Here is a 26,186-nt window from a genome sequence, read left to right as displayed (position 1 = left end):
AGGCTCCACCGAAAGGCCTGCCGGTCACCGACTCCCGGGCCGCAGGCTGGAGTTGTTCGACCCCGCGGGGAGTCCGGCCGGCGCCCCCGACGGGGGTGGGGGCGCCGGCCGGGCAGCTGCCCCCGGCGTCCGGGGGCGATCACCGATCACCGATCACCGTTCACCTCGAAGAGGGAGTCCATCGCATGAGGAAGATCTCCGCCGCCGTCGCCGGCACGGCCGTGGCCGCGCTCGCCGCCCTGCTGCCGTCCACCGCGCACGCCGCGCCGTCGCAGCTCTCCGCGGACGGCAACCTGCACGCCTACCTGGGGCTCAACCGGACCTCGCAGTGCGCCCAGTGGGAGGGCGGCTCCTCGAACTGGGGGTCCTGTGCCAACGTGACCCACTCGCTGTGGAACAACGGCGTGGACGACGGGACGGGCGACGTCCTGGTCTACTGGGGCACCGGCTGGACGGGTGCCTACCGCTGCATCAACACCGGCACGGTGATCGACGACCTCTCCACGGTGACCTTCAACCGCGGGACCGGCGGCGGGCGCGGCCAGACCCTAAAAAACAACATCGCCTCCCACAAGTGGGTCCCCTCCGGCACCTGCTGACGAACCGGCACCGGCCCGGGGCAGCGGTCACCCGGGACACCGGTGCCCCGGGGGCCCGGCCGCTCGGGGGGAGCGGCCGGGGCCGACCGCGCCGGGTCAGGCGGGCGTCACCTTGAGGGTGCCGCCCTCCACCGCCACCTGGTACGAGGGCAGCGGGCTGGGCGCCGGGCCCGTCCCCTGCACCGAACCGTCGGTGATGCTGAACCGGCTGCCGTGGCACGGGCAGAGGATCTCGTTGTTCTTGACCTGGTCGACGATGCAGCCGGCGTGGGGGCACTTGGCGCTGAACGCCTTGTACTGGCCCTCGGTCGGCTGGGTGACGACGATCTTCTTCTCCCGGAACACCTTGCCGCCGCCGACCGGTACCTCGGCGGCCGGGCCGACCTCGACCGGGCCGGCCGCGGCACCGGAGGAGGAGCCGCCCGAGGTGGTGGAGCCGCAGCCGGAGACGGCGAGCGCGCCGCCGCCGGCGAGCACGGCGGCGGCGCCGCAGAGCAGGGTGCGGCGGGTGGTGGCGGGGCTCTGCTGGGCCTCGGACATCGTGGCTGCTCCTGCTCGTGCGGTCGGGTCTGCGGTCGGGTCTGCGGTCGGGTCTGCTGCGGACGGCCCTGGCGGGCCCGCCGAATTCTACGGCGCGAGACCGTGCCGCCCGCCCCGGGTGGGCCGGGGGCGGACGGCACGGGGCCTGGGCTACTTCTTGGCGGCGGCGCGCTTGCGGGGCGCCTTGGCCGGTGCGGGCGCGTCACTGACGTCCGGCAGGATGTCGCGCAGGAACTTGCCGGTGTGGCTGGCGGGCACCGCCGCGACCTCCTCCGGGGTGCCTTCGGCGACGATGGTGCCGCCGCCGGAGCCGCCCTCGGGGCCCATGTCGACCACCCAGTCCGCGGTCTTGATCACATCGAGGTTGTGCTCGATGACGACGACCGTGTTGCCCTTCTCGACCAGCCCGTCCAGCACCTTGATCAGCTTGCTGATGTCCTCGAAGTGCAGGCCGGTGGTGGGCTCGTCCAGCACGTAGACCGTCCGGCCGGTGGAGCGCTTCTGCAGCTCCGAGGCGAGCTTGACGCGCTGCGCCTCACCGCCGGAGAGGGTCGGCGCGGACTGGCCCAGCCGGACGTAGCCCAGGCCCACGTCGTTGAGGGTGCGCAGGTGCCGGGCGATGGCCGGCACGGCCTCGAAGAAGGCCAGGCCCTCCTCGATCGGCATGTCCAGCACCTCGGAGATGGACTTGCCCTTGTAGTGGACCTCCAGCGTCTCCCGGTTGTACCGGGCGCCGTGGCAGACCTCGCACGGGACGTAGACGTCCGGCAGGAAGTTCATCTCGATCTTGATGGTGCCGTCGCCCGAGCAGTTCTCGCAGCGGCCGCCCTTGACGTTGAAGGAGAAGCGGCCCGGCAGGTAGCCGCGCACCTTCGCCTCCTGGGTCTCCGCGAACAGCCGGCGGACGTGGTCGAAGACGCCGGTGTAGGTGGCCGGGTTGGAGCGCGGGGTGCGGCCGATCGGCGACTGGTCCACGTGCACGACCTTGTCCACCAGGTCGGTGCCGGTGACCCGGGTGTGCCGGCCGGGCACGCTGCGCGCGCCGTTCAGCTCCCGGGCGAGGTGGGTGTAGAGGATGTCGTTGACCAGGGTGGACTTGCCGGAGCCGGACACCCCCGTGATCGCCGTGAACGTCCCGAGCGGGAAGCCCACGGTGACGTCCTTGAGGTTGTGCTCGCGGGCGCCGTGCACCACCAGCTGGCGCTTCTTGTCGCGCGGCCGGCGGGCGGCCGGGATCGGGATGGACCGCTTGCCGGAGAGGTACTGGCCGGTCAGCGACTCCTTGTTGGTCAGCAGCTGCTTCAGCGAGCCGGAGTGCACCACCTTGCCGCCGTGCTCGCCGGCGCCCGGGCCGATGTCGACCACCCAGTCGGCCATCTTGATGGTGTCCTCGTCGTGCTCGACGACGATCAGGGTGTTGCCGATGTCCCGCAGCCGGACCAGTGTCTCGATCAGGCGGTGGTTGTCGCGCTGGTGCAGGCCGATGGAGGGCTCGTCCAGCACGTAGAGCACGCCGACCAGGCCGGAGCCGATCTGGGTGGCGAGGCGGATCCGCTGGGCCTCGCCGCCGGAGAGGGTGCCGGCCGCCCGGTTGAGCGAGAGGTAGTCCAGGCCGACGTCGACCAGGAACCGCAGCCGCTCGTTGACCTCCTTGAGCACCCGCTCGGCGATCTGCTTGTCGCGGGCGTCGAGCTTCATCGCGCCGAGGAAGTCGGAGCAGTCGCTGATCGACATCGCCGAGACGTCCGCGATCGACCTGCCCTGCACGGTGACCGCCAGCACCACCGGCTTGAGCCGGGTGCCCTCGCAGGTCGGGCAGGGCACCTCGCGCATGTAGCCCTCGAAGCGCTCGCGACTGCTGTCGCTCTCCGCCTCGGTGTGCCGGCGCTGGATGAACGGCACCGCGCCCTCGAACCCGGTGGTGTAGGAGCGGTCGCGCCCGTAGCGGTTGCGGTAGCGGACCTCGACCTGGTGCTTGTGGCCGTACAGCAGGGCCTTCTTGGCGCGGGCGGGCAGCCCCGCCCAGGGGATGTCGGTCCGGAAGCCCAGCTCGCCGGAGAGCGCGTCGATCAGCCGCTGGAAGTACTCCTTGGTGTGGCCGCCGGACCACGGGTGGATCGCGCCCTCGTCGAGGGACTTCTCCTCGTCGGGGATGACCAGCTCGGGGTCGACCTCCATCCGGTTGCCGAGACCCGAGCAGTCCGGGCAGGCGCCGAACGGGGAGTTGAAGGAGAAGGAGCGCGGCTCCAGCTCCTCGAAGGAGACGTCGTCGTACGGGCAGTAGAGGTGCTCGGAGTACATCCGCTCGCGCTCGGGGTCGTCGTCCGGGAGGTCGACGAAGTCGAGCACCACCATGCCACCGGCCAGCTTCAGGGCCGTCTCGACCGAGTCGGTCAGCCGGCGCTTGGCGCTGTTCTTGACGGTGAGGCGGTCGATGACCACCTCGACGGTGTGCTTCTCCTGCTTCTTCAGCTTGGGCGGCTCGGCGAGCTGGATCGTCTCGCCGTCCACCCGGGCGCGGGCGTAGCCCTTGGACTGGAGGTCCGCGAACAGGTCGACGAACTCGCCCTTGCGCTCCCGGACGACCGGGCTGAGCACCTGGAAGCGGGTGCCCTCGGCCAGCTCCAGCACGCGGTCGACGATGGCCTGCGGGGACTGCTTGGCGATCGGCCGCGCGCAGTGCGGACAGTGCGGCTTGCCGATCCGGGCGAACAGCAGCCGGAGGTAGTCGTACACCTCGGTGATGGTGCCGACGGTCGAGCGGGGGTTGCGGTTGGTGGACTTCTGGTCGATGGAGACGGCCGGGGAGAGGCCCTCGATGAAGTCGACGTCGGGCTTGTCCATCTGCCCGAGGAACTGCCGGGCGTACGAGGACAGCGACTCGACGTAGCGCCGCTGGCCCTCCGCGAAGATCGTGTCGAAGGCCAGCGAGGACTTGCCCGAGCCGGAGAGGCCGGTGAAGACGATCAGCGAGTCGCGCGGGAGGTCGAGGGAGACGTTCTTGAGGTTGTGCTCGCGAGCACCGCGGACGATGAGGCGGTCGGCCACTGCTTCTGGCGCCTTTCTCCGGTGGGCTTCTCACTCAGGTGTTTGGCTGAGGACTCTCACCCAGATGCCAACGAGCTCGGAGGGCCCGTTCTTCCGGTGTTCCAGTCTCGCAGCTTGGGACGGCCAGCCTACTAGCTCAGGCGTTCGATTATCGAGCCTGTCCAGTGGAGTCCACCCGAACGGGTGACGGCGGCCCCGTGCCGTCCGGCCCGGCCCGACCCCGTAACCCGGACAACCCCCCAGGTGAACCGGCCAATCCCGGCCGGCGCACCGGATATCCGCCCCACCGCGCGGCGGATCGGCGATAGCGTCGTACCTCTCAACGAGCGGCCGCCCCGGCGGGCACGCGGCGAGGGCGGCACCCAGCGATCCACGCGTCACCGGACAGGGCACGACAGACCCGGGCGGGTTCGGACCGGCCGGGCGAAACCTTCGGAGGGGTACACCATGACCGACACCGACCACTCGGCACCCGGCGCGCCCGACATCGCGGCCCGGGCCGCGGCGACCAGCCTGCTCCTGGTCGCCGAGAGCACCGACCGGCTGCTGCGGACCGTCGCCGCACTGGACCCGGAGGCCCTGGCAGGCCCCTCGGCCCTGCCCGGCTGGACCCGCGGCCACGTCCTCGCGCACATCGCCCGCAACGCCGACTCGCTGGTCAACCTGCTCGACGGCGCGCGCACCGGCACGGACATCCCGCAGTACGCCACGCCCGAGACCCGCGACCGGGACATCGAGGCCGGCGCGCCACGGCCGCTCGACGTCCAGCTCGCCGACGTCCGGGACTCCTCCGCGCGCTTCACCGCGGCCGCCGCGGAACTCGACGAGAAGGCCTGGACGGCAGAGGTCCGCCACCGCGCCGGCTTCACCTTCGAGGCGTCCGAGATCCCCTGGAAGCGGCTGATGGAGGTCGAGTACCACCACGTCGACCTGGCCGCCGGCCACACCCCCGCGCACTGGCCGGAGGAGTTCGCCACGGCCGAGTTCCGCCGGCTGGCCGCCAAGCTGGACGGCGCGCCCGGACTGCCCGCCGTCCAACTGGTCGCGGAGGACACCGGGGAGCGGGCCCGGATCGGCGACCGGGACGGCGAGCCCGCGCTGACCGCCGAGGGCCCGGTGCGGGCGCTCACCGCCTGGCTGTCCGGCCGCTCGGCCGGCGACGGCCTGCAGGTCCACCGGGGCGACCGCCTGCTCAGCGACGCCCGTGCCGCCCTGCCGGAGCTTCCGCCGCTCGGCTGAGCGCGCCACGACGGGCAGACCGGGACTCGCGGCGGGGGCGGGGACCACGCGATGATCACTGCAGAGCCAGGAGTCCTGCCCCTTCGGCAGCACCCGAGACCAACGAGGAGCGCCCCGATGACGTACCACGGAGCGGTGAAGGTCGGCGGCCCGCCGGACGTGCGCGAGCTGGCCCACCTGATCATCAGCAAGGTGGCCGTCGGCCCGTACGACAACAACGCCTACCTGCTGCGCTGCCGGGCCACCGACGAGCAGTTGCTGATCGACGCGGCCGCGGACGCGCCGGTGCTGCTGGAGACCGTCGGCGACCGGCTGGCCACCGTCGTCACCACCCACCGCCACCACGACCACTGGGGCGCACTGGCCGAGGTGGTGGCCGCGACCGGGGCCCGGACGGCGGCCGGCCGGATCGACGCCGAGGCGGTGGACGTCCCCACCGACCTGCTGCTGGACGACGGCGACGTGCTGCGGGTGGGCCAGGTCGAGCTCACCGTCCGCCAGCTGGTCGGGCACACCCCCGGGGCGATCGTGCTGGTCTACGACGACCCGCAGGGCCACCAGCACGTCTTCACCGGCGACTGCCTGTTCCCCGGCGGGATCGGCAACACCTGGGGCGACCCGGCCGCCTTCGAGAGCCTCTTCCGGGACGTCAACGAGAAGATCTTCGACGTGCTGCCGGACGAGGCCTGGGTCTACCCCGGCCACGGCGCCGACACCACGCTCGGCGCCGAGCGCCCGAAGCTCGGCGAGTGGCGCGAGCGCGGCTGGTGACCCGGTGGCGGGGCCGCCCCCGACCGGGCGGCCCCGCCCCGCCGGAGCTTCGGCGCGTACGGGGAGGCACGCCCGTACGGGGCCTGGAGAACGGACGCGGGCCGGAAGGCGTACGCGGGCCCGGACACGTACGCGGGCTAGAAGTCCCCGTAGTTGACCTGGAAGGTCGGCAGGCCGAGGCGGCGCCAGAGCGCCACCACCCGGTCCCGGTCGTCCAGGCTGACCCGGACGGCGAAGCGGTGGCGGACGTGGGCGTCGAAGAGGTCCAGCTTCACCGCGTCGTCCCGGCGGGTGTCCCCCGCCGCGCGCATCCACAGCTCGTCGTGGAGCACGCCGTGGGTGGCCAGCCAGGCCTCGGTCTGCGGCCGGTACTCCTCGCTGCGGCCGGACAGCACCACGACCCGGTGGCCGGCGTCCCGGTACAGCCGGACGGTCTCCGCGACCGCCGTGTTGAGGGCGTCCTCGTCGCAGTGCTCGAAGTCGTACGGCCCGCGCGAGACGTTCAGCGCGAGTGTCCCGTCGATGTCGACCATCACCGCCGGCGGCAGCCCCTCGGCGGGCACGTACGGCTCCACCGGGATCGTCTCGGCCATCCACTCGGCGGTGAGCCGCCAGCCGCTGCGCCGCGCCGAGCGGTGCCGCTGGTCCAGCCGCCGGATCGCCTCCTCGCCGACCGGGTCGGCGCGGGCGGCGTCGCGGGCCAGGCACTCCTCCAGCGGGACGTCGGTGAAGTCGTGGACGACGAAGGTGATGTCGTCCGCCTGCGCCAGGACGGCCTTCAGCCGGCCGGCCATCCCCGAGGTCATGTGGGTGTTGTCGACGACCACGTCGAAGCCGTCCCGGACGGCGGCCAGGATCGCGGCCTCCTGGACGGCCATCGCGGTCTTCTCGTGCTTGTGGCTCCAGGCCCGCTCGCCGCCGTGCTCGTCCAGCATCGCGCGGATGTCGTCCATGTTGACCCGGCGCATGGTGCCCCGGGAGTCCGCCAGGAGCTGCAGGGCCCGGGTGGTCTTGCCCGAGGCGGGCAGGCCGGTGGTGAGGTGCACGGTGGGCATGGTTCAGCCTTCGTCGTCGGTCTTGAACGGCGCGTCGCCGCGGGGCTTGACGGCCTTCCAGGCCATGTCGGTGACGTCCCGCCCGTCGTACAGGCGGAACATCGCGGCGGTCATGCGGGACTTCTTGGCCTCGGCCGCGAAGGACTTGCGGTCCAGGCCGGCCGGGATCAGGGCGAATTCCGCCTCGGCCCGGGCCACGAACTCGGCGGCCAGGGCCCGCTGGCGGTCGGCGATCTGCTCCACCCAGTCCCGGAACTCGTCCGGGACCCGGTCGAACAGCGTCCCCGGCTCGCGGCCGGCGGCCAGCGCCTCCCAGACGGTCTTCTCGTTGGTGCCGGTGTAGAGCCGGTGCAGCGCGAGGTAGGCGGTCAGCTTGAGCTTGGCCCGGACGCCGGAGGCGAACCGGATGACGTAGCCCTCCTCCTGCGTCCCGCCGACCTGCTCGCCGTCCATGGTGGTGTCCGTGGCGGCGCGCTTCTCCAGCTCCGCGACGTCCGAGCTGAACCCCCAGGTCCGGACCGCCGGGCCGATCGGCGCCCAGTGCTCGGCGGCGACCGCAAGCGGCTCCTCGCTGCCGTCGGCGGGCCGGTACGCGGCGAGCAGCACCAGCTCCTGGCGGGCGCCGTAGTCGACGACGATCCGGTTGCCCGGGTAGATCGCCTCGGCCAGGTAGGTGAGGCCCTCGTCCAGGCGGCCGGTGTCGGAGCTGTCCAGGACCTGCTGCGCCCACCGGGCCTGCTCGGAGATGAACGAGCCCTTGGACGCGGCGTGCCAGCGGCCGGCGTGGTGGAAGACGATGGCCAGGCTGCCGTCGGCCTTCTCGAAGACCTCGAAGGGCTCGGCGGGCAGCTCCGGCGCGAAGTCGTGGAGGCCGTGCATCGCCGTGACGAAGATCTTCGGGAACGGCAGGGCGACCACCTCGCCACTCGCGTCGTCGGCGATCAGACCCCGGCAGCGCATGGTGACCGGTGTCCAGAAATGCCCGTACTGACAGATCGCCGTGTAGGTGTAGATGGAGATCGGCAGCGTCGGGTGCGGCTTGCGGGTGACATGCCCGGCCTCGATCGCGGCCGCGAGATCGGCGCCGTCGAAGAGGTCGTCGAGGGTCGGACGGGTCGTTACGGGAGTCACGGGAGCCTGCTTTCGATGGTCTGCCCGCGATTGTGCCCCGAACGGCGGTATGACTGCCGGAAATATTACTGTCGGCGCCCGACCGGGACGACGGCCGGGGAGGCCCACGGCGGGCGCACCCGGAGGCCGACGGCGAAAGGCCCCGCGGACCGGCGTTCCGGTCCGCGGGGCCGCCTCAGCCCACCGGGGCGTCAGACGTCGATCTTCTCCTGCCGCTGGCCCGCCGCGGCCTCCTGCCGCTTCGAGGCGATCAGGCTGGCCACCGTGGTGACGGTCAGCACCACCACGATGAAACCGAGGGAGAGCGGGATGCCGATCTCCGGCACGTGCAGGCCGCTCTCGTGCAGGGCGTGCAGCACCAGCTTCACGCCGATGAAGCCGAGGATCACCGACAGGCCGTACGACAGGTAGATGAGCTTCTTCAGCAGACCGCCGATCAGGAAGTACAGCTGACGCAGGCCCATCAGGGCGAAGGCGTTGGCGGTGAAGACGATGTACGGGTCCTGGGTCAGGCCGAAGATCGCGGGGATCGAGTCGAGCGCGAACAGGACGTCGGTGGTGCCGATCGCGATCATCACGATCAGCATCGGCGTCATCAGCCGGCGGCCGTTCTCCCGGATGAAGAGCTTGGTGCCGTGGTAGACGCTGGTGGACGGGAAGCGCCGCTCGATCGTCTTGAGCAGGCGGTTCTCCTCGAACTCCTCCTCCTCGCCGGCCCGGGCGTCGGCGATCAGCTTCCACGCCGTCCAGATCAGGAAGGCGCCGAAGATGTAGAAGACCCAGGAGAACTGCGTCACCAGGGCGGCGCCGCCGGCGATGAAGACCGCCCGCAGGACCAGCGCGATGATCACACCGAACATCAGCACGCGCTGCTGGTAGATCCTGGGCACCGCGAACTTGCCCATGATCAGGATGAACACGAACAGGTTGTCGACACTCAGGGACTTCTCGGTGATGTACCCGGCGAAGAACTCCGTGGCGGGCTGCGAACCCGAGTGCCACCAGAGGAATCCGCCGAAGATCAGGGCCAGGACGATCCAGACGGCCGTCCAGATTCCGGCCTCCTTGATCGAGACCTCATGGGGCTTTCGGCCGCCGATGAAGAAATCGGCCACGATCAGGGCGATCAACACCCCGATGGTGCCGACCCACATGGATACGGAAACGTCCACTTCTGCTGCTCCTCCGGCAGGTAGGCGAGACAGTCATCGTCACTGCCGGAGGTCTCTTCCGCCCGTCGGCCCGCATTCCGGGGCAGACGGACCAGCGCCCCGGGAAACCTGGAACAGGCGTCCGTGATGACGGGAACACTGCGGGGGAATACTCCCCTCCGCTGCGCCCCACACTAACAGGAAGCCCAAGAAAAGGTAAAGAAGGTAAAAAGTCGGCCCGGGACCGCCCACCGGCCCTGCGACGCGGCGGGTGCCGCCGGGTGCCGACGGGTGCCGGCCCGCGGTCAGGCGGGCGGGCTCAGAGGAAGGGGTCGATCGCGGGCAGCATGTCCTGGAAGGTCCGGGCCCGGGCCGGCGCGCCGATCGCCTGCATGCCCCAGCCGCCGGACTCCTCGCGGAACACCTTGGCCATGATCTGGCCGGTGTGCGGTCCGCCGCCCGCCAGCTCGTAGCGGGCCAGCTCCTGGCCGTTGCTCTCGTCCACCAGCCGGCAGTGCGCGTTCTGCACCTCGGCGAAGGTCTGCCCGGTGTACGAGCTGACCGTGAAGACCACCTGGGTGATGTGCACGGGCACGTGCGCCAGGTCGACCAGGATCGACTCGTCGTCGTCACCCGCCCCGGAGCCGCCCACCAGGTTGTCGCCGGTGTGCCGCACCGACCCGTCGTTGCTCTCCAGGTGCTGGAAGAAGACCACGTCGGACGGGGTCTTCTCGGCGTACAGCAGCGCGGAGGCGTCCAGGTCGATCTGCCGGGTGCGACTGCCGAACAGGCCGCGCTTGGGGGCGGCCCGCCAGCCGAGCCCCATCCGGACGACGGTCAGGGACTCGCCCGAACTCTTCTGCAGACTGACCGACTGTCCCTTGGCCAGGTTCACCGACACGGTGCTGTCCTCTCTCCTCGGCCGCGCGGGTCGGTATCCCGCGCCGGTTCCACGGCGGAACACCCCGTTGCCGTCCCCCGGCTGAGGCCCCCTGGTGCCGGGCCGCGGCCCGCCCCCGGCCGCCGGCCGGCCGGCGGCACGCTGCCGACACCCGCGGGCAAGCCTATGGCCTGCGGGTGTCGGCACCGTGCAGGACGGACCGTTTGTACCAGTCCCGGGACACGCCCGGGCTTGACCGCGCCCACCGGCCGGGTCAGGCCATGCCCGCCTCGCGCATCTGGCGCAGCTCCTTCTTCAGCTCCTTGACCTCGTCCCGGATCCGGGCCGCGACCTCGAACTGGAGGTCGGTGGCGGCCGCGTGCATGCGCTCGGTCAGCTGCTGGATCAGGTCGGCCAGCTCGGTGGCCGGCAGGTTCTTGGCGGGCTTGCGGTCGGCGCCCAGGGCGGGCACCGGGGCCTTGCCCTTGCCGCTGCCCCGGTAGCCGGTGGAGAGCAGTTCCTCGGTGTCGATCTCCTCGCGGCTGAGGGTGTCGAGGATGTCGCCGATCTTCTTGCGCAGCGGCTGCGGGTCGATGCCGTGCTTCGCGTTGTACGCCTGCTGGACCTCGCGGCGGCGGTTGGTCTCCTCGATGGCCTTCTCCATCGCCGGGGTGATCCGGTCCGCGTACATGTGGACCTGGCCGGAGACGTTTCGGGCGGCGCGGCCGATGGTCTGGATCAGCGAGGTGCCGGAGCGCAGGAAGCCCTCCTTGTCGGCGTCCAGGATGGCGACCAGCGAGACCTCGGGCAGGTCGAGGCCCTCGCGGAGCAGGTTGATGCCGACCAGGACGTCGTACTCGCCGGCCCGCAGTTCGCGCAGCAGCTCGACCCGGCGCAGCGTGTCGATGTCGCTGTGCAGGTACCGGACCCTGATGTCGAGGCCGAGCATGTAGTCGGTGAGGTCCTCGGACATCTTCTTGGTGAGGGTGGTCACCAGGACGCGCTCGTTGCGCTCGACCCGCTTGCGCACCTCGTGCACCAGGTCGTCGATCTGACCCTCGGTCGGCTTGACCACGATCTCGGGGTCGATCAGGCCGGTCGGGCGGATGATCTGCTCGACCACGCCGTCGCCGCGGGACAGCTCGTACTTGCCCGGGGTCGCGGAGAGGTAGACCGTCTGGCCGGTGCGCTCCAGGAACTCCTCCCACTTCAGCGGGCGGTTGTCCATCGCGGAGGGCAGCCGGAACCCGTGCTCGACCAGGGTGCGCTTCCGGGAGGCGTCGCCCTCGTACATGGCGCCGATCTGCGGGACGGTGACGTGCGACTCGTCGATGACCAGGAGGAAGTCCTCCGGGAAGTAGTCGAGCAGGGTGTTGGGGGCGGTGCCGGGCTCGCGGCCGTCGAAGTGCATCGAGTAGTTCTCGACGCCGGAGCAGGTGCCGATCTGCCGCAGCATCTCGATGTCGTAGGTGGTCCGCATCCGCAGCCGCTGGGCCTCCAGCAGCTTGCCCTGCTTCTCCATCCGGGCGAGCGTCTGCTCCAGCTCCTGCTCGATGCCGTTGACCGCCCGCTCCATCCGCTCCGGGCCGGCCACGTAGTGGGAGGCGGGGAAGATGTGGACGGAGTCGTCCTGGCTGATGATCTCGCCGGTGAGCGGGTGCAGGGTGTAGAGCGCCTCGATCTCGTCGCCGAACATCTCGATCCGGACGGCCAGCTCCTCGTAGACCGGGAAGATCTCGATGGTGTCGCCGCGGACCCGGAAGGTGCCGCGGGTGAAGGCGAGGTCGTTGCGGGAGTACTGGATGTCGACGAAGCGGCGCAGCAGGACGTCCCGGTCGATCTCCTCGCCGATCTTGAGCTGCACCATCCGGTCGACGTACTCCTGCGGCGTGCCGAGGCCGTAGATGCAGGAGACCGAGGCGACCACGACCACGTCGCGGCGGGTGAGCAGCGAGTTGGTGGCGGAGTGCCGCAGGCGCTCGACCTCCTCGTTGATCGAGGAGTCCTTCTCGATGTAGGTGTCCGTCTGCGGGACGTACGCCTCGGGCTGGTAGTAGTCGTAGTACGAGACGAAGTACTCGACGGCGTTGTTGGGGAGCAGCTCGCGGAACTCGTTGGCGAGCTGGGCCGCCAGGGTCTTGTTGGGCGCCATCACCAGGGTGGGCCGCTGGAGCTTCTCGATCATCCAGGCGGTGGTGGCCGACTTGCCGGTGCCGGTGGCGCCCAGCAGGACGACGTCCTGCTCGCCGGCGCGGATGCGGCGCTCCAGGTCGGCGATGGCCGCGGGCTGGTCGCCGTTGGGCTGGTAGGGGCTGACGACCTCGAAGGGCGCCACTGTCCGCTCAATGCTCGTGATGGGTCGCACGCCTCCACCGTACGGCCCGGCACCGACAATCCGTCGGGGTTGCACCCGCGCGGGCCCCCGGAGGCACCCGCGGGCTCTTCCGGCGGACGGGGAGACGTGTCATCATTTGATGACATCAGCTGATGACATCGCTTGACGACAAGGAGCAACGCCGTGCGCCCCGGCACCCTCAGCGCACCCGTCCTGGCCGACCCGCGGACGGTACGCGGCCGGGCCCTGGTCCCCGTCCTGGTCTTCCTCGGCATGGTCGTCGCCGTGGTCAGCAGCCTCGGCGCGCCGCTGGTACCGACCGTCGCCGCCGACTACGGCGTCTCGCTCGGCGGCGCCCAGTGGTCCCTCACCATCACGCTGCTGGCCGGCGCCGTGGCCACGCCCGTGCTCAGCCGGCTCAGCGACGGGCCGCACCGGCGCCGGGTCGTCCTCGGCGCGCTGGCCCTGATCGTCACCGGCTGCGTGCTCGCCGCCCTGCCCGCCGGCTTCCCGCTGCTGCTGGCCGGCCGGGCGATGCAGGGCATCGGCCTCGGCCTGACCCCGCTGGCGATGGGCGTCGCCCGCGACCACCTGCCCGGCCCGCGGGCCCGGTCCGCCGTCGCGACGCTCTCGGTCACAACCGTCGCGGGCGTCGGGCTCGGCTACCCGCTGACCGGCATGATCGCCCAGAACCTGGGCTTCCACGCCGCCTTCTGGGTCGCCGCCGCGGCCGGCACAGCCGTGTTCGCCGCCGCCGCGTTCGTACTGCCGGCCAGTACGCACCGCCCGCACCGCCCGCTGGACGCCCCGGGCGCCGTCCTGCTGGGCCTCGGCCTCGCCGCCCTGCTGGTCGCGCTGAGCGAGGGCGGGCAGTGGGGCTGGACCTCGGCCCGACTGCTGGCCGTCGCCGCCGTCGCCCCGCTGGCGCTCGGCGCCTGGGTCCGGCACGAGCTGCGGACGGCGCACCCGCTGGTCGCCCTGCGGCTGCTGCGCGACCGCGCCGTGCTGGCCGCCGACGTCACCGGGCTGGTCGCCGGTGTCGGCATGTACTTCCTGATGTCACTGGTCATCCGCTACGTGCAGACCCCGGTGGCGGCCGGGTACGGGCTCGGCCGGTCCGTGGTGGTCGCCGCCCTGACCCTGCTGCCGTTCTCGGTGGCCAGCGTCGGGGCCAGCCGGGTGGCCCCGCTGATCGGCCGGCGGTTCGGGCCCCGGGCGGTGATGCCGGCCGGCGCGCTGGCCTTCGTGGTCGCGATGCTGGTGTTCTGCTTCGCCCGCTCCGGCCTCTGGGAGATCTTCCTGCTGATGGGGATCGCCGGCCTGGGGGTCGGCTGCACCTTCGCGGCGATGCCCGCGTTCATCGTCAGCGCCGTGCCACCGGGCGAGACCGGCAGCGCGCTGGGGGTCAACCAGGTGCTGCGGGTGATCGGCGGGTCGATCGGCAGCGCGCTCAGCGCCGGCATCCTGACCGCCCGCACCACCCCGCCGGCCCGGCTGCCCGCCGAGAGCGGCTACACCGTGGCGACGCTGGTCGGGATCGGCGTCTGGGTGTTCGCCGGGCTGGCCGGCCTGCTGCTGCCGGCCCGCCGCACGGCCGGCGCCGGCGCCGCCGGGGAGGGCGCCGCGGACAGCCCCGGGAGCGCCGGCCGGGACGGCGACGGCGACCGGACGACCCGGTCCGCCGCCGCCGTCACCTCCACCGCCCGGAACGGCGCGGACGACACCGGCGCCGCCGCCGGTAAGGTCGCCGCCGGGGCCACCGGCAGCGGGCCGGACGGCGGCGAGGGGCACGGCCAGGACGGGAGCCGGCCCGGACGCGTCCCCGCGGACCATCGGGAGGGCCGATGACGGACACCAACCCAGCGGCGGCGGCCACGCCCCGCCGCCGGGACGCCGAGGGCAGCCGCCGGTCGCTGCTGGACGCCGCACGGGCCCTGTTCGGCGAGCGGGGTTACGAGCGGACGACCGTCCGGGAGATCGGCGAGCAGGCGGGGGTGGACCCGGCCCTGATCGCGCGCTACTTCGGCAGCAAGGCGGCCCTTTACGTGGCCGCGCTGCACAGCGAGCAGGATCACGAGGCCCCGGCCGCCGACCTCCTCGCCCCCGGCCGGCTGGACGAGGTGCTCGCCAAGGTGGACCGGGTCGGTCCCGGCCCCGTGCTGCAGGCGGCCGTCCGTCCGCACGACGACCAGGTGGTCCAGCGGGCCGCCCGGGCGGCGCTGTCGGCCCGGCTCACCGGACCGCTGGAGCAGCGGCTGGAGCGCACCGGCGCCGACCGGGCCCGGCTGCGGGCCGAACTCGCGGTCGCCGCGGTCGCCGGCATCGCGCTGGCCAGGTCGGCCGGCGCCTTCGACGCCCTCGTCGCGGCACCGCACGCCGAGGTGGCGGAGCTGACCACGAGGATGCTCGAAGCGCTGGCCGAGTAGGCCCCGGGGCCAGGACCGGCGCGGGTCAGGACCGGCCGGTCCCCACCCGCCGGGATCCGTCCGGTCCTAGCCGACCTTGGCGCTGTCGCGGGCCAGCGCGACCAGGCGGGAGACCGCGCGCAGGTACTTCTTGCGGTAGCCGCCGCGCAGCATCTCCTCGGAGAACACCTGGTCGAACGGGACGCCGGAGGCGGTGACCGGCAGCTCCCGGTCGTACATCCGGTCCGCGAGGACGACCAGCCGCAGCGCGGTGGACTGGTCCTCGACCGGCTTGACCCCCCGCAGGAAGACCGCCCGGACGTCGTCCAGCAGCGCGCCGTACCGGCTGGGGTGGACGACCGAGAGGTGCTTCAGCAGGTCGTCGAAGCTGTCCAGCGAGGCGCCCGCGGTCCGGCCGGCGGCGGCGTCGACGGCCTCGTCGCTGTACGGCGGCGGGGCCTCGGGCAGGCCGCGGTGGCGGTAGTCCTGGCCGTCGATCCGCAGCGGGCGGAAGTGCGCGGCCAGGCCCTGGATCTCGCGCAGGAAGTCGGTGGCGGCGAACCGGCCCTCGCCCAGCTTGTCGGGGAGCGTGTTGGAGGTCGCGGCGAGCTTGACGCCGTTCTCGACCAGCCGGCCGAGCAGGGTGGAGACCAGCACGGTGTCGCCCGGGTCGTCCAGCTCGAACTCGTCGATGCAGAGCAGCCGGTGCCCGGACAGGGTCTGGACGGCCTGCTGGAAGCCGAGCGCGCCGACCAGGTTGGTCAGCTCGACGAAGGTGCCGAAGGCCTTGGGGCCGGGGGTGGCGTGCCAGAGCGAGGCCAGCAGGTGGGTCTTGCCGACACCGTAGCCACCGTCGAGGTAGACCCCGGCCGGGCCGGCCGGCGCCGGGGCGGTGCGGCGGAACCAGCTGCGCTTCGGCGCGGTGCTCGCGTGGTTGAGGCCGGCCGCGAACTCCTCCAGGACCTGTACAGCCTCGTACTGACTGGGCTGGGTCCGGTCCGGCAGGTAGCTGCCGAAGCTGACGTCGGAGAAGCGCGGCGGCGGGACCATCTCGGCGACCAGCCGCTCGGCGGGCACCACCGGGCGGCGGTCGGTCAGCGCGAACGGGGTCACGGCGGTCGCGGCGCGGTCGCCGGCCGGGTTCGGGACCAGGTCCGGGGTCGCTATGGCGTCGGGGCGGGAGGCTGCGGGCACGTTAGTAGAGGGTACGCCTGGTGGAAGACTGGCTCCCATGCAGCAGCTGATCTCTCCCCTGCCCCAGCCCGAGCCGGGCGCCGCGCCGCTCGATCCGGCGTCGCTGGAGTCGCTCGCGGCCGTCTACGCGTACCCCGACCAGGTGAATCACGGCCGGCCGTGGCTGCGCGCCAACATGGTCGCCGGGCTGGACGGCGGCGCCCGTCTGGAGGGGCTCTCCGAGGGCCTGTCCGGCGACGCCGACAAGCGGATCTTCGGGGTGCTGCGGGCACTCGCGGACGTGGTCCTGGTGGGCGCGCAGACCGTCCGGGCCGAGGGCTACCGGCCGGCCCGGGCCCGGGCCGGGTTCGCGGCCGCGCGGCAGGCGGCGGGGCAGGCGCCGGCGCCGGTGATCGCGATCGTCAGCCGCTCGCTGGAGCTGGACCTGGCGGCGCCGCTGTTCACCGAGCCGCTGGTCAGGACGGTGGTGGTGACCACCGAGGACGCCCCGGCCGAAGCCCGGGCGGCGGTCGCCGAGGTGGCCGACCTGGTCCTCGCGGGGCGGGGCTCGGTGGACCTGCCGGCGGCCGTCGCGGCGCTGGCCGCCCGGGGCTGGACCAGGCTGCTGACCGAGGGCGGCCCGCGGCTGCTGGGGCAGCTGGCGGCGGACGGCCTGCTGGACGAGCTGTGCCTCTCGGTGGCGCCGCTGATCACCGGCGGCGACGCGCCGCGCATAGTCCACGGTGCGCAAATGCCGGACGTGCAGCGGATGCGGCTGGTGTCATTGATCGAGCAGAAAGGTTTCCTCTTCACCCGCTACCTGCGTCCGCAGGCCTGGTGATCCAGCTCCCCTGTGGCGGCTGTGCCGTGTGTGCAGCGTGAGGAAAGCTTCCTCCGGGCAGTATGGGACTGGACGCCGGACCCGGGGGCCTGCCACTGGAAGGGACTCACGTGTTCAAAACCGTACTGATGATCGAGAAGGCACTCTCCGATGCCGATGTGGAACTCGTCACCACGCTCCACAGCGAGGAGAAGGTCTCCTTCATCGTCCTGATGCAGCCACGCGGCAAGCAGGACGAGCTGCTCCGCGCGCTCGACGACGTGGCCCTGGGACACCTGGACAAGGTGGTGCACGAGCACGACGAGACCACCGCCCCCACCCTCGCCGGCGAATCCCTGGAGCACAGCCTGCGCCACCTGCGCGAGGCCGGCGCCGACGCAACCGGCGAACTCGTCGAGGACGATCCCCTGGACCGGCTGCGCTCGGTGGTCGAGGCGAACACGGCGGACGAGGTGGTGGTCCTGACCTCCCCGCACTTCGTCGAGGAGTTCTTCCACCGCGACTGGGCCTCCCAGGCCCGGCACAAGGTGGGCGTCCCGGTCCTGCGCCTGTTCGCCAGCGACTCCTGACCCACTCCCCCGGTGGTGCAGAATCGTCCTTGCGGCCGGTCCAACGCGACCGGTCCGCGAGGACGATCCGCCCCGTGGTCCCCCTGCCGCCCCAGCCCGTACGGAGCCCCGCCTTGAACGACGCCGCGCACGACCTGCACGCCCCGCACTTCATCGGCATCGGCGGGGCCGGCATGTCCGGACTGGCGAAGATCCTCGCCGTCCGTGGCGCCCAGGTCTCCGGCAGCGACTCCAAGGAGTCCGAGACCGTCCTCGCCCTGCGCGCCCTCGGCGCCCGGGTGCACGTCGGCCACGCCGCCGAGAACGTCCCCGCCGGCGTCAGCAGCATCGTCGTCTCCAGCGCCATCCGCGAGGACAACCCGGAGCTGGCCGTCGCCCGCGAACGGGGCGTCCCGGTGGTGCACCGCTCCGACGCCCTCGCCGCGCTGATGGGCGGCCGCCGCGCGCTCGCCGTCGCCGGCACCCACGGCAAGACCACCACCACCAGCATGCTCGCCGTCAGCCTCGCCGAGCTGGGCCTGGACCCCTCGTACGCCATCGGCGGCGACCTCGACGCCCCCGGCAGCAACGCCCACCACGGCACCGGCGAGATCTTCGTCGCCGAGGCCGACGAGAGCGACCGCAGCTTCCACAAGTACGCCCCCGAGGTCGCCATCGTCCTCAACGTGGAGCTCGACCACCACGCGAACTACGCCTCGATCGAAGAGATCTACGAGTCCTTCGAGACCTTCGCCGGGCGGATCACCCCCGGCGGCACCTTGGTGATCTCCGCCGACCACGCCGGCGCCCGCGAACTCACCTCCCGGCTGGCCGGCCGCGACGGCCTGCACATCGTCACCGTCGGCGCCGCCGAGGACGCCACCGTCCGGGTGCTCTCGGTCGCCGCCCGGGGCATGACCAGCGAGGTCACCGTCCTGCTCGACGGCGCCGAGCTCACCTTCACGGTGTCCGTGCCCGGCCGCCACTACGCCCACAACGCCGTCGCCGCGCTGGCCGCCGGCGTGGCCCTCGGCGTCCCCGCCACCGACCTCGCCAAGGCACTCGGCGCCTACACCGGTGTCCGCCGCCGCCTCCAGCTCAAGGGCGAGGCCGCCGGCGTCCAGGTGATCGACTCCTACGCCCACCACCCGACCGAGATGACGGCCGACCTCGAAGCCGTCCGGGAGGGCCTGGAGGGTCAGGGTCGCGTCCTGGTGGTCTTCCAGCCGCACCTGTTCAGCCGCACCCAGCAGCTCGCCGAGGAGATGGGCCAGGCCCTCGCGCTCGCCGACGCCTCCGTCGTCCTCGACATCTACCCCGCCCGCGAGGACCCGATCCCCGGTGTCACCAGCGAGCTGATCATCGACGCCGCCCGCCGCGCCGACGCCCGGGTCACCGCCGAGCACGCCTTCGACGCCGCCCCCGCCGTGCTCGCCGGCCTCGCCCGGCCCGGCGACCTGGTGCTCACCATGGGCGCCGGCGACGTCACCAACCTGGGTCCGGAAATCTTGAAGCACCTCGCGAACGTTGCAACCAACGCCTGACGTCGCCATCCATGCCCGACGTCCGACCGACCGGGAGCACGCCGTGAGCTACAAGATCGAGAAGACCGACGCCGAGTGGCGCGAGCAGCTCAGCCCCGCGGAGTACCACGTGCTCCGCGAGGCCGGGACGGAGCGCCCCTTCGTCGGCGAGTACACCGACACCAAGACCGTCGGCGTCTACGGCTGCCGCGCCTGCGGCGCCGAACTCTTCAGCTCGGAGACCAAGTTCGACAGCCACTGCGGATGGCCGTCGTACTACGCCCCGCTCGCCGAGGACCGGGTCCAGTACATCGAGGACACCACCCTCGGCATGCGGCGTGTCGAGGTCCGCTGCGCCGCCTGCGGCGGCCACCTCGGCCACGTCTTCGAGGGCGAGGGCTACGGGACGCCGACCGACCAGCGCTACTGCATCAACAGCATCTCGCTGACGCTGAAGCCCGCCGACAGCTGACGGCCGGCGCCCAGGGCCCCCGGACACTGCCAGGTGTCCGGGGGCTCCGCGCTGTCCACGTGCACGCCGTCGCCGCGTCGCGGGGCAGGGAAGTGGGCACTCGGGCGGGCCGGGAGTCAGTCGACGGAACGTCGGTCAGGAACGCCCGGCGGGGTGTCAGCGGCGGACCGCCGTTCATGGCCGGCAACCCGTCGACCTCCACCGGCGGTGCCTGCCGGTACCACGCGACCAACTCCGCGTAGCGAGGATCGATCCACTCTTCCGTATCCATGGATGCCTCTCCTTCTCCCACCGGCAGGCTACGCGCCACGGGCACCCGCGCGGCCGGGGCCGGGACCCTCTTCGGCTTCGGCACACCGGGCGGGTTGACGATGATCGGCGCACAGTTCGGGCCGGGGCTGTGCCGGACGTTGGCCGTGACCTTGACACCGCCCTCCGCCGGGCCGGCCCACAGCTCCAGGTCGGCCGCGAAGCCGACACCAGCCATGGCGGTCACGGTCCGCTGGATCACTCCGCCGTCGTACCGGGTCTCGTCGAAGAACTCCGGGGCATGATGGATGAATCCCCCCAGCTTCTCGCACAGCCAAGGCGTCGCCCTGACCGTCTCCACACGGATTCGAATCACCCTGGAGCACCTCGCCAAGCTCAGCGGCGTGGAGGGTGTGGAGGCACGCTTCAGTTCCCCGGAGGACGGCCCGAACCACGTCGGCCTGTCGGTCTTCCGCTTCGGCTCCGACATTCTTGTCACGCCCCATTTGGCACGCGTCGTCGGCCATGACTCACCCCTGATGCACCTGCAGCGACAGCAGGACGGCGGCATGTTCGACCGTTTCGCGGAGCACGCCGAAGAGCTTTGGGGGCGTGGCAGCGACGCCTGCTGACGCCTTCGTGTTTTCCCCGTCCGCAACGCACCCGGCCGCTTCGGGCCGACTTCAGCGGCATGGGACTCGGCTACCGGACGGAAGGACTACTCCGATCCTTCGGCGTCGTCCTCGGCTTCGGGAGACACCGGCCCGGCCCCCGGGCTCCGCCGGACGACGTGGCCGTCGTCCGGCTCGCCGATCGCCGGTCCGTCGGGGAAGGGCGGCGCCGTGGGGCCGGCCGGGCCGCGGGACGGCCCCCGGGTGCCTCGGGTGCCGCCGGGCCGGCTCGGGCCCTTCGCCCCCGGTGGTGGTGTCCGGCTCATCGGTGGTCCTCCCTGCTGACGCGGCCTGTCCCGGCCATCCTGGCCCATCCGGCGGCCGCGGCGGGTGTCCGGGGCGTTGGCGGGCGGTTGGCGGCCTGTTGGAGCCCTGTTGGCGGGGGCCTGGAGGATCGTCCCGTCGGTTACCGAGGAAAGGTACGCGGAGATGATGAAGAAGTTCGTGACCCGGCTGGGGCTCACGGCAGGGGTGGCGGCACTGGCGCTCGGCGGGGTGAGCGGCACCGCGCAGGCGACGCCCGGCGCCGCCTACGTCGGCCCGGGATACCCCAACAACCCGCACGCGGTGTGGTGCGTGCAGCACCTGATGAACGACGTGTCCCGGCAGTACGGCCAGCCCACGGTCGACGAGGACGGCGTCTGGGGCCCGAAGACCTTCGCCGCGGTGAAGACGTTCCAGAACCGGTTCTGGGCCACCTCCGCGAACGGGGCGGACGGCATCGTGGGCCCGACCACCGGCGAGTACCTGCTCTCCTACGGCGACGACTACTACGGTCGCGGCAACTACTGCTTCTGGTACCTCCCGTCGCCGGACGCCACCTTCATGCCGGTGGCGGGCACCCGCCTCGACTGACGCCGGCCGCCACTGCGCGGGGAGTGGCGGGCGGCCGCGCCGGGGGTGATCCCCGGACGGTGAACCCGGACGTCGGGGCAGCTCGACGGAACAGCAGCCGCAGGCCCAGGCCTGCGGCTGCTGTCGTACGGGGCCGCCCGGGGTGCCGTCAGAACCGGACGGTGTCCCCCGCCCGGACCGGGCCGGGCCGCAGCACCTGGGCGTACACCCCGACGCAGGGTTCCGGCGGCCGCCCGGGCAGGGCCGGGACGCGGTTGTGCACGGCCGGCGTCCGCAGGGCGTCGGCGTCCCGGGGCAGGTCGCCGTGCACGAGGGTGGGCACCGCGCAGCGGGGGGTGGAGGCCATCACCCGCAGCACGAGCCGGTCGCCGATCCGCAGGTCCCGGCCGACCCACCGCTGCTCGACGAATCCCTTACCGGGGGTGTCGATCACCAGGTTGGGGCGGTAGCGCTCCACCTCGGCGACGCCGCGCGGGCCGAGGGCCGCCAGCCGCTCCAGGGTGGAGGTGGTCAGCAGGTGGACGGGGGCGAAGTCGAAGAACGTCCCCGGCGGGGCCGCCGAGCCGAACCGGACGACGTCGGCCGCCACCTCCGCCTCCAGACCCTCCGCCAGGACCTCTTCGGGCCTGGACCGGTCCAGCTCGGCCCCGTCCGGGGGCCGGCCGGTCAGGGTGACGGGCCGGCCGACGATCGCGGAGAGCGCCTCGTCGACGCCGGCGTCGGTGCTGAGCAGGGTCTCGCCGGCCGGACCGGTGATCCGCGTGGCCTGCCCCGCCCGGACGGCCGTGCAGGTGAGCAGGGACCGCCACAGTCGCGGGGTCTTGGCACTGGCCACCTTGCCGCTCTCCCGGTCGAGCAGGGCGAGGCGCCGGTCGCCCGCGAGCCCGCGGTCGGTCACCTCCGCGGCGGGGATCCGCTCCCCGAGCATCGACTTGACGGGGTAGCGCCACAGCGCGCCGACCGTGCCGACGGGGGCGTCCGCCGTCGGAGCGTCCGCCACCGGTCAGGCCCCGCGCCGGTGAAGGGCGTCCAGCAGGGCCAGATCGTCCGTGGTCAGGCGCAGGGCCCCGGCGGCGACGTTGGCCGCCAGGTGGTCCGGGTTGCCGGTGCCCGGGATGGCCAGCACGTGCGGACCCCGGTGCAGCGTCCAGGCCAGCCGGACCTGCGCGGGTGTCGCGTCGTGGGCGCGCGCGACGGCCAGCACCTCCTCCGCCTCGGCGCCGGTGGCGCCGCCCTCGCGGCCGGCGGCGGCGATCGAGTAGAACGGCACGAAGGCGACGCCCAGCTCGCCGCAGGTGCGCAGGAACTCGTCGTGCTCGGGCCGCATCCCGATGCCGTAGAGGTTCTGCACGCACACCACCGGGGCGATGGCCAGGGCCTCCACCAGATGCTCGGGCTGGATGTTGGAGAGGCCCAGGTGGCGGATGAGTCCGGCGTCGCGCAGGTCCGCGAGGGCGCCGAAGCGCTCCGCGATCGAGGCGGTGCCGAGGATCCGCAGGTTGACCACGTCGAGGTGGTCGCGGCCGAGCTGGCGCAGGTTCTCCTCGACCTGGCCGCGCAGCTCCTCCGGGGTGGCGGCGTGCCGGCTCCAGTCGCCGGCGGGGCCGCGGGCCGGGCCGACCTTGGTGGTGATCACCAGGTCGTCCGGGTAGGGGCCGCCCAGGGCGCTGTTGATCAGCTCGTTGGCGGAGCGCAACGACGAGAAGTAGAAGGCGGCGGTGTCGATGTGGTTGACGCCCAGCTCGACGGCGCGGCGCAGCAGGCCGACGGCCCGGCCGCGGTCGCTGGGGGTGGCGCCGGGGGCGAAGGCCGCGCCGGTCTGGGTCAGGCGCATCGCGCCGAAGCCGATCCGGTTGACCGTCAGGTCACCGAGTTTCCAGGTGCCCGAGGCAGCCGCGGTGATGGTCTCGTTCGTCATGCGGAGCATCATCATCGGGAGGCGGGCCGGCCGCCATTGAATAAGACACGTCAGAACGCGGGGGCGGCCCGACGGGGATGAGCAGGGGCGACAGGATTCGAACCTGCGACATGCGGTTTTGGAGACCGCCGCTCTGGCCAACTGAGCTACGCCCCTCGGTGGGTGGCCCCAGCCTGCCGTACCGGGCCGGGCCCGCGCAACGCCATTTGCGGCGTCGCGCGCGCCCGGCCGGCGGTCAGGCCGTCAGCTGCTTGACGAACTTCCGCTCGCTCGCGCAGCGTCGGTAGCCGAGCCGCTCGTTGATCGCGAGCATCGGGGCGTTGGTGGCGTCGTTGCTGGTGAAGGCCTCGGTCAGGCCGGCGGCCCGGGCCAGGTGCAGGGAGCGGACCTTGGCCAGGGTGGCCAGGCCGCGGCCGCGGAACTCCCGGCGGCAGGCGGTGAAGGCCGACCAGTAGCGGGACTCGCCGTCGGTGTGCGCGGCGCTGAAGGCGGCCGGGCTGCCGTCGACCAGAGCCACCACGGTGAGGTCGCGGTCGAGGTCGGGGCGGGACCAGACGCCGTCCAGCCAGTCCTGGTAGTCGGCCCGGTCGATGTCGACCTCGCCGGGTTCGTCCCGCCCGGCGTCCGCGTCGACGACGAACAGCGGGTACGGGTCGTCCTGGAAGTCGGCGGCCGTCCGCAGCTCGACGCCGGCCGGGTGCACCGGCACGGGCGGCAGCGGAGCGGTGAGGTCGCGGCGGGCGAAGTGCGCCGTCCGGCCCTCGCGGTAGCCGCGCCCGGCGGCGAAGGCACGGGCCTCGGGCTCGTCGTCGACCCAGCTGTGCACCTCGGTCGCACCGTGCTCGGCGAGATGCCGCTCGGCGGTGGCCAGCAGCGCGGTGAAGGCGCCGCGGCGGCGGAACCCGGGGAGCACGCTGCCGTTGGCGTACGCGATGCCCTCGGCGCTGGTGTCGATCACCCGCCCGCAGCGCACGCTGCCGACCACCCGGCCGTCGATCTCGGCCACGAAGGTGCGGTAGTGCTGGGCGGCCGGCAGGTGCTCCGGCAGCCAGGCGAACACCTCGGCGGTCAGGACCAGGTGCGGGCGGCCCGCGCGGTGGGCGGCGGCGGCCGCCTCGGCGTCGGCGGGGGTGAAATCACGAATCGTCAGAGTCATAGGCCTGCCAGGCTAGCCGGGCGGCCGTCCGTACGCCTCCCGATTTTCCGCCGCGCCCACGGCGTTCCCGCAGGTCAGAAGGCCAGGGTGCACCCCGGAGCGGCCGGCGGCACGACCGTATGCTCAAGTAATGCTCTGAGAATCCCGGTCGAGGCTTGGCAGCGGCCCCGACCGGGGACATCCTCAGCAGCAGGCGGGGCCGAAGCCCCGCGGCACCTGCTCCGCACCGGCCCGACGGCCGCCCGGCGACGAAGCCCGCGACCCGTCCGGCACCCTTTCCGCAAGCCCTCCGAAGGGGGCGCACCCATGACCACCCCTGCAACGAACCTGCCCCGGCTCGGGGTCGGCCTCGGCTGGCGCACCGAGATCGACACCGTCGTGGAACGGCTGCCCGGCCTGGACTGGGTCGAGGTGGTCGCCGAGAACCTCTGCGCCGGCCACCTCCCCGAGTCGCTGCGGCTGCTGCGCGAACGCGGCGTCACCGTCGTGCCGCACGGCGTCTCGCTCGGCCTCGGCGGCGCCGACCTGCCCGAGCCCGCCAGGCTCGCCCGGCTCGCCGAGGCGGCCCTGGCCCTGGGATCGCCGCTGGTCACCGAGCACCTGGCGTTCGTCCGGGCCGGCGGCCTGGAGGCCGGCCACCTGCTGCCGGTGCCGCGCTCGCGGGAGTCGCTGCGGGTGATCGCCGAGAACGTCCGGATCGCCCAGGAGCAGCTCCCGGTGCCGCTGGCGCTGGAGAACATCGCGGCCCAGCTGGCCTGGCCCGACGACGAGCTGACCGAGGGGCAGTTCCTGGCCGAACTGGTCGAGCGGACGGGCGTCCGGCTGCTGATCGACGTCGCCAACCTGCACACCAACCGGGTCAACCTCGGGGTCGACCCGGCCGCCGAGCTGGACCGGCTGCCGCTGGAGGCGATCGCCTACGTGCACGTGGCGGGCGGGCGGCTGGTCGACGGGATCTGGCACGACACCCACGCCCACCCCGTCACCGAGCCGGTGCTGGAGGTGCTCGCCGAGCTCTGCTCCCGGGTCTCGCCGCCCGGGGTGCTGCTGGAGCGGGACGGCAACTTCCCGTCGCCCGCCGAACTGGGCGGCGAACTGGACGCGATCCGCCGGGTGCTGGAGGGGGTGCCGCAGCATGTCTGAGGGACTGGAGTACCTGGCCCGGGGCGCGGACGCGGAGCTGGTGCTGGCGCGGGCCGCACTGGCCCGGCGGCAGGGCGCGCTGCTGGCGGCCCTGGTCGCCGGCGGCCCGCCGCCACCGGGCTTCGACCCGGAGCAGGTCCGCGCCCAGTCGATCGGGCTGGCCGCCAAGCGGCGCGACACCGTCGCCAAGGTGGTGCCGGAGCTGCCGCAGCTCCTCGGGCCGGCCTTCGGCCCGCTGTTCCTGCGGTACGCGCGGCAGCGGCCGCAGGACGGCGGCTACCGGGCCGACGGACGCGCCTTCGCCCGCTGGGCCCTCGCGGACGAGGCCGGCGACCCGCTCGGCCCCGAGGAGCGCCGGGCCCTCGAAGGCTGGCTCGCGCCGGCAGGGACGCGGGTGCCCCCGCAGCGCTCCGGTCCGCTGGACCGGCTGCGCCGGGCGCTGCGCCCGCAGCAGGACTGACCGAACCACTCACCACCCGGGGG

General features: G+C 72.8%; 21 protein-coding genes, 1 tRNA gene and 2 pseudogenes. 12 read left to right on the top strand and 12 right to left on the bottom strand.

The genetic code is table 11. The annotated features are described in order from the left end of the window. Positions 1-185: 185 nt before the first annotated feature. Entirely contained in the window at positions 186-599 is a 414-nt protein-coding gene (locus J2S46_RS28340) for a hypothetical protein (protein WP_191289917.1), read from the top strand. A 96-nt stretch (positions 600-695) separates the two neighbouring features. Here J2S46_RS28340 and J2S46_RS28335 read toward each other — a convergent pair whose 3' ends face one another. Both J2S46_RS28335 and uvrA read right to left on the bottom strand, forming a co-directional pair. Next, on the bottom strand, positions 696-1,139 hold the full coding sequence (locus tag J2S46_RS28335) for a Rieske (2Fe-2S) protein (RefSeq protein WP_191289918.1): 444 nt from the start codon (positions 1,137-1,139) through the stop codon (positions 696-698). 150 nt (positions 1,140-1,289) lie between these two features. Beyond that, the gene (uvrA, locus tag J2S46_RS28330) at positions 1,290-4,187 is read right to left on the bottom strand and encodes an excinuclease ABC subunit UvrA (protein ID WP_191289919.1); all 2,898 of its coding nucleotides are present in this window, start codon (positions 4,185-4,187) and stop codon (positions 1,290-1,292) included. A gap of 447 nt (positions 4,188-4,634) precedes the next feature. Here uvrA and J2S46_RS28325 point away from each other — a divergent pair, with 447 nt between their 5' ends. Together J2S46_RS28325 and J2S46_RS28320 are read left to right on the top strand one after the other, a co-directional pair. Beyond that, positions 4,635-5,426 carry a maleylpyruvate isomerase family mycothiol-dependent enzyme gene (locus J2S46_RS28325; protein WP_191289920.1) on the top strand — a complete coding sequence of 264 codons (792 nt, stop codon included), beginning with the start codon at positions 4,635-4,637 and terminating at the stop codon, positions 5,424-5,426. A 117-nt stretch (positions 5,427-5,543) separates the two neighbouring features. Then, a complete protein-coding gene (locus J2S46_RS28320) occupies positions 5,544-6,197 on the top strand; it encodes an MBL fold metallo-hydrolase (protein WP_190214825.1) in 654 nt (217 codons plus the stop codon). Between the two features lie 137 nt (positions 6,198-6,334). Here the strand turns inward: J2S46_RS28320 and J2S46_RS28315 are convergent, their stop codons facing one another. The 5 genes from J2S46_RS28315 to uvrB form a co-directional block, all read right to left on the bottom strand. Next, a complete protein-coding gene (locus J2S46_RS28315; RefSeq protein WP_191289921.1) occupies positions 6,335-7,252 on the bottom strand; it encodes a phosphatase domain-containing protein in 918 nt (305 codons plus the stop codon). A gap of 3 nt (positions 7,253-7,255) precedes the next feature. Then, on the bottom strand, positions 7,256-8,383 hold the full coding sequence (locus J2S46_RS28310) for an RNA ligase (RefSeq protein ID WP_191289922.1): 1,128 nt from the start codon (positions 8,381-8,383) through the stop codon (positions 7,256-7,258). Positions 8,384-8,574: 191 nt separating this feature from the next. Continuing rightward, the gene (locus J2S46_RS28305) at positions 8,575-9,555 is read right to left on the bottom strand and encodes a TerC family protein (protein ID WP_191289923.1); all 981 of its coding nucleotides are present in this window, start codon (positions 9,553-9,555) and stop codon (positions 8,575-8,577) included. A gap of 298 nt (positions 9,556-9,853) precedes the next feature. Further along, on the bottom strand, positions 9,854-10,435 hold the full coding sequence (locus J2S46_RS28300) for a TerD family protein (protein WP_073928898.1): 582 nt from the start codon (positions 10,433-10,435) through the stop codon (positions 9,854-9,856). Positions 10,436-10,688: 253 nt separating this feature from the next. After that, on the bottom strand, positions 10,689-12,779 hold the full coding sequence (gene uvrB / locus J2S46_RS28295; protein ID WP_191289924.1) for an excinuclease ABC subunit UvrB: 2,091 nt from the start codon (positions 12,777-12,779) through the stop codon (positions 10,689-10,691). A 153-nt stretch (positions 12,780-12,932) separates the two neighbouring features. Between uvrB and J2S46_RS28290 the strand changes: the two genes are divergently transcribed. Then, positions 12,933-14,597, top strand: coding sequence for an MFS transporter (locus J2S46_RS28290; RefSeq protein WP_229912689.1), 1,665 nt, complete (start codon positions 12,933-12,935; stop codon positions 14,595-14,597). Continuing rightward, complete coding sequence (locus J2S46_RS28285; RefSeq protein WP_191289925.1) at positions 14,594-15,175, top strand: TetR/AcrR family transcriptional regulator; 582 nt, start codon at positions 14,594-14,596, stop codon at positions 15,173-15,175. Before J2S46_RS28290 ends, J2S46_RS28285 begins: the two co-directional genes overlap by 4 nt. A 66-nt stretch (positions 15,176-15,241) precedes the next feature. On the opposite strand, the gene zapE is transcribed toward J2S46_RS28285, so the two are convergent. Further along, the gene (gene zapE, locus J2S46_RS28280) at positions 15,242-16,204 is read right to left on the bottom strand and encodes a cell division protein ZapE (protein ID WP_229912699.1); all 963 of its coding nucleotides are present in this window, start codon (positions 16,202-16,204) and stop codon (positions 15,242-15,244) included. A gap of 181 nt (positions 16,205-16,385) precedes the next feature. Here zapE and J2S46_RS28275 point away from each other — a divergent pair, with 181 nt between their 5' ends. The 6 genes and pseudogenes from J2S46_RS28275 to J2S46_RS28250 all read left to right on the top strand — a co-directional run bounded on the left by J2S46_RS28275 (position 16,386) and on the right by J2S46_RS28250 (position 21,486). Then, positions 16,386-17,168 (top strand): pyrimidine reductase family protein, encoded by a 783-nt coding sequence (locus J2S46_RS28275; RefSeq protein WP_191289927.1) that lies wholly within the window; start codon positions 16,386-16,388, stop codon positions 17,166-17,168. 110 nt (positions 17,169-17,278) lie between these two features. Continuing rightward, complete coding sequence (locus J2S46_RS28270) at positions 17,279-17,737, top strand: indole-3-glycerol phosphate synthase (RefSeq protein WP_191289928.1); 459 nt, start codon at positions 17,279-17,281, stop codon at positions 17,735-17,737. A gap of 134 nt (positions 17,738-17,871) precedes the next feature. Further along, entirely contained in the window at positions 17,872-19,260 is a 1,389-nt protein-coding gene (gene murC / locus J2S46_RS28265) for a UDP-N-acetylmuramate--L-alanine ligase (RefSeq protein ID WP_191289980.1), read from the top strand. 43 nt (positions 19,261-19,303) lie between these two features. Continuing rightward, positions 19,304-19,711 (top strand): peptide-methionine (R)-S-oxide reductase MsrB, encoded by a 408-nt coding sequence (gene msrB, locus J2S46_RS28260; protein ID WP_190214835.1) that lies wholly within the window; start codon positions 19,304-19,306, stop codon positions 19,709-19,711. A 584-nt stretch (positions 19,712-20,295) separates the two neighbouring features. Next, positions 20,296-20,592, top strand: a pseudogene (locus J2S46_RS28255) (XRE family transcriptional regulator); the annotation flags it as partial. A 468-nt stretch (positions 20,593-21,060) separates the two neighbouring features. Continuing rightward, the gene (locus J2S46_RS28250; protein ID WP_191289929.1) at positions 21,061-21,486 is read left to right on the top strand and encodes a peptidoglycan-binding domain-containing protein; all 426 of its coding nucleotides are present in this window, start codon (positions 21,061-21,063) and stop codon (positions 21,484-21,486) included. Positions 21,487-21,634: 148 nt separating this feature from the next. Here the strand turns inward: J2S46_RS28250 and J2S46_RS28245 are convergent, their stop codons facing one another. The 4 genes from J2S46_RS28245 to J2S46_RS28230 form a co-directional block, all read right to left on the bottom strand. Then, the gene (locus tag J2S46_RS28245; protein ID WP_229912690.1) at positions 21,635-22,486 is read right to left on the bottom strand and encodes an MOSC domain-containing protein; all 852 of its coding nucleotides are present in this window, start codon (positions 22,484-22,486) and stop codon (positions 21,635-21,637) included. Positions 22,487-22,489: 3 nt separating this feature from the next. Continuing rightward, positions 22,490-23,404 (bottom strand): aldo/keto reductase, encoded by a 915-nt coding sequence (locus J2S46_RS28240; protein WP_191289930.1) that lies wholly within the window; start codon positions 23,402-23,404, stop codon positions 22,490-22,492. A gap of 82 nt (positions 23,405-23,486) precedes the next feature. After that, a tRNA-Trp gene (locus J2S46_RS28235) sits at positions 23,487-23,560 on the bottom strand. Positions 23,561-23,639: 79 nt separating this feature from the next. After that, positions 23,640-24,560: a GNAT family N-acetyltransferase gene (locus J2S46_RS28230; protein WP_191289931.1), complete on the bottom strand. Its 921-nt coding sequence runs from the start codon at positions 24,558-24,560 to the stop codon at positions 23,640-23,642. Between the two features lie 306 nt (positions 24,561-24,866). On the opposite strand from J2S46_RS28230, the pseudogene J2S46_RS28225 reads away from it, so the two are divergent. After that, positions 24,867-26,163: pseudogene (locus J2S46_RS28225) on the top strand (MbnB/TglH/ChrH family RiPP precursor modification enzyme). Positions 26,164-26,186 lie beyond the last annotated feature (23 nt).

Origin of the sequence: Kitasatospora herbaricolor (assembly GCF_030813695.1) — a bacterium.
Taxonomy (GTDB): Bacteria; Actinomycetota; Actinomycetes; order Streptomycetales; family Streptomycetaceae; genus Kitasatospora; species Kitasatospora herbaricolor.
This window is presented reverse-complemented; position numbering and strand designations above follow the sequence as displayed.

Bases quoted from the DNA above. Each gene is read 5' to 3' on its own strand.
- J2S46_RS28340 (WP_191289917.1), top strand. From the start codon at position 186: ATGAGGAAGATCTCCGCCGCCGTCGCCGGCACGGCCGTGGCCGCGCTC.
- J2S46_RS28335 (WP_191289918.1), bottom strand. From the start codon at position 1,139: ATGTCCGAGGCCCAGCAGAGCCCCGCCACCACCCGCCGCACCCTGCTC.
- J2S46_RS28325 (WP_191289920.1), top strand. From the start codon at position 4,635: ATGACCGACACCGACCACTCGGCACCCGGCGCGCCCGACATCGCGGCC.
- J2S46_RS28320 (WP_190214825.1), top strand. From the start codon at position 5,544: ATGACGTACCACGGAGCGGTGAAGGTCGGCGGCCCGCCGGACGTGCGC.
- J2S46_RS28315 (WP_191289921.1), bottom strand. From the start codon at position 7,252: ATGCCCACCGTGCACCTCACCACCGGCCTGCCCGCCTCGGGCAAGACC.
- J2S46_RS28285 (WP_191289925.1), top strand. From the start codon at position 14,594: ATGACGGACACCAACCCAGCGGCGGCGGCCACGCCCCGCCGCCGGGAC.
- zapE (WP_229912699.1), bottom strand. From the start codon at position 16,204: ATGGTCCCGCCGCCGCGCTTCTCCGACGTCAGCTTCGGCAGCTACCTG.
- J2S46_RS28275 (WP_191289927.1), top strand. From the start codon at position 16,386: ATGCAGCAGCTGATCTCTCCCCTGCCCCAGCCCGAGCCGGGCGCCGCG.
- J2S46_RS28250 (WP_191289929.1), top strand. From the start codon at position 21,061: ATGATGAAGAAGTTCGTGACCCGGCTGGGGCTCACGGCAGGGGTGGCG.
- J2S46_RS28240 (WP_191289930.1), bottom strand. From the start codon at position 23,404: ATGACGAACGAGACCATCACCGCGGCTGCCTCGGGCACCTGGAAACTC.
- J2S46_RS28230 (WP_191289931.1), bottom strand. From the start codon at position 24,560: ATGACTCTGACGATTCGTGATTTCACCCCCGCCGACGCCGAGGCGGCC.